Source organism: Streptomyces graminilatus, from assembly GCF_001418565.1.
Classification (GTDB): Bacteria; Actinomycetota; Actinomycetes; order Streptomycetales; family Streptomycetaceae; genus Streptomyces; species Streptomyces graminilatus.
This window is the reverse complement of sequence record NZ_LIQQ01000819.1, coordinates 1-2647: the sequence shown is the minus strand read 5'-3', so window position 1 is coordinate 2647 and position 2647 is coordinate 1. Positions and strand designations below refer to the sequence as shown.

Sequence of the window (2647 nt, the reverse complement as noted above, 5' to 3'; positions counted from 1 at the left end):
CACCAGGAGGAATTGTGAACGGCGATCGGGACGGGAACCGCGGGGGCTGGGCAACACCCGGCGACGACCAGTCCGACGCGGAGTCCGCCAGCGAGATGACGGGCGAGTTCACCATCGACTACGCGACGCCTGCCTGGTACACGCAGAACGCGTCGGGGGGATCGGGGGCGGCGGGGGACGGGGCCGGTGCCGAATCGAACGCCGGGCCGGGCGCCCGGGCTGCCGATGACGCCGGTCCGGACGCGGACGCGGTCGGGGATGCGGTCGCTGGTGCGGGTGCCGGTGTGGGTGCAGGTGCGGTCGCTGGTGCGGGTGCGAGTGCGAGTGCGGTCGCTGGTGCCGGTGCGGAAGGTTCCGCCCACGGTTCTGCGTCTTCGTCCGGTCCTGTGGCTGTGCCGCAGCCGCCTGTGGGTGGTGGGTTCCAGTCCGCGCCGCAGTCGGCGCCTCCAGCCTGGACGCCGGCCGGCGGTCCCGCGAGCCCTTCGTCTCGCCACGGCTTTCCCGTTGGCGGATTCCAAGGTCAGTGGGCCCCTCCGATGCCCTCGGTCCCGCCGGCTCCGCCCGTTCCGCCCGTTCCGCCAGCTGATGCGGTGGGGGGCGGCGACTTGGAGAACGGCTCGACGACGCGGCTCTCCTCCGTGGCTGACGGTGGTGGTTCCGGTGGCGACTCCGCCGGTACGGCCGTCGCGGGCGAGGCTGTCGCCGGTGTGAGCGACCCGGGGGCCGTGGATGAGGTGGCCGAGCCCGGCGCGGAGGCTGAGTCCGTCGTGGATGTGACGGGATCCGAGGGCGACGGCGACGAAGGTACGGACGTCAGCGAGGTCGCCGAGGAAGCGGGCGGCGCCATGTCCCCGCACCCGGAGGCCGATCCCCAGGACCAGGACGCCACGGGCGACGCGGTTCAGCCGCAGAACGCCGGGGGCACGGACACAGTCACCGGGCCCGAAGCGCACGACGCCGAGTCCGTCGAAGCGACGCCGGTCGACGTGGACGCCGGGGGGCACGCAGCCGCAGGGCCGGTGGCCGCCGAGTCCGTGGTCGCCGGGGGCGCCGAGACCGGGCCCGAGGTGGCGGCGCCCGAAGCCACCGCCGAGTCCGGGCACTCTGAGCCGGCACCGGATGCGGTTCCGAACGCGGCACCGGATGCGGCCGACGCCGTACGGGACCCGGTTCAGGTCGCGCCCGCGCGGGACTCCGTACCCAGCGCACCGCTCGACATGCCCCCGCTGCCGCTGGGCGCGCCCGGCACCGTGCCGCCCTCGTGGGCCCCCTCGCCGACGTCCCAGGGCGGGCTGCCGCCGCTGCCTCCGTCGTACCAGCCGGCCGGTGCGCCCGCCTCGCCGGGACAATGGCCCGCGCAACCGCAACCGCAGCGGCCGACTCAGCCGACAGCCGCGCCTGTTCAGCCCCGGGCCGCATCGGCTGCCGCCCCGTCGCCAGGCCAACCTCAGCCTCCCCTCGTGCCGGGACAGCAGCCGCCCGTACCGTCCGTGCGACCGCTCTTCCAGTCTCAGCCCCCGCAGCCCACGCAGCCCGCGCCCACCGCGTGGAACGCTCCCCCGGCAACCCCACAGGCGGGGTACGGCTTCCCGCCTCCCCATCCCACCGGGGCGACCCCTGCCCCGGGTGCGCAGCCCGCCGGCCACGGGGTTCCGCAACAGCCGACTCCGGCCGTGCCCGTGGCCTCCAACGCCCAGGGCGGTTACGGCTTCCCGCCCCCTGGCACCCCGGCAACGACTCCGAGCGCCCAGGGCGGCCACGACTTCCCGGCGCCGAACCCGGCAGAGCCCAACGCCCAGGGCGGGCACGTCCCCCAGGCACCGGGCACCCCGGCCTCGAACACTCCGGGCTCCCACGACTCCCACCAGCCAGGCACACCCACCCCGAACCCGGCGGGCCCCAACGTCCAAGGCGGCCAAGACTTCCCGGCACCGAACACCCCCGCCCCGAACCCGGCAGAACCCAACACCCAGGGCGGGCACGTCCCCCAGGCACCGGGCAACCCTGCCTCCAACACTCCGGGCTCCCACGGCTCCCACCAGCCGGGCACACCCACCCCGAACCAGCCGGCCCCCAACTCCCAAGGCGAGCAAGGCTTCCCGTCCCCGGGCACCCCGGCAACGACACCGGCGCCGAGCACTCCCGGCGCAGCCGCCGCCAACCCGGCAGGCCCGAACACCCAGGGCGGATACGGCTTCCCGCACCCCGGCGCCCCGGACCCGACCGCAGGTGCGGGAACCCCAGCACCCGCGCCCGAGGGTCCCCTCGCCGGAGGCGGTTTCCCGCACCCGGCAGCGCCTTCCGTCGCCCCGGCCGACACCGGGGACCCGGCGCCCATGGCTCCGCACCCCCAAGGCGGTTACGGCTTCCCCCAGCCCGGTGCGGCCAACGCCGGCCCCGCAGGGCCCAACGCCCAGGACGGGTACGGGTTCCCGCCTGGCGCCCCGGCGCCCGCGCCCGACAACTCACCCGCCGGATACGGCTTCCCGCACCCCGGGCAGCCCGTCGCGCCCGCAGGACCCACCGGCGCCGCAGGCCAGGCACCCGCTGTCGGCGACCCGCAGGGCGGCTACAGCCTGCCCCAGCCGACCGCACCCGTCGCAGACCCGGCAGGGCCCAACGCCCAGGACGGGTACGGGTTCCCGCC

At 76.3% G+C, this 2647-nt stretch carries 2 pseudogenes; both read left to right on the top strand.

Annotation, left to right across the window (positions count from 1 at the left end):
- Positions 1-14: 14 nt before the first annotated feature.
- Positions 15-95, top strand: a pseudogene (locus AOK08_RS49075) (SCO5717 family growth-regulating ATPase); the annotation flags it as partial.
- A 495-nt stretch (positions 96-590) separates the two neighbouring features.
- A pseudogene (locus AOK08_RS41875) lies at positions 591-2647 on the top strand (hypothetical protein); the annotation flags it as partial.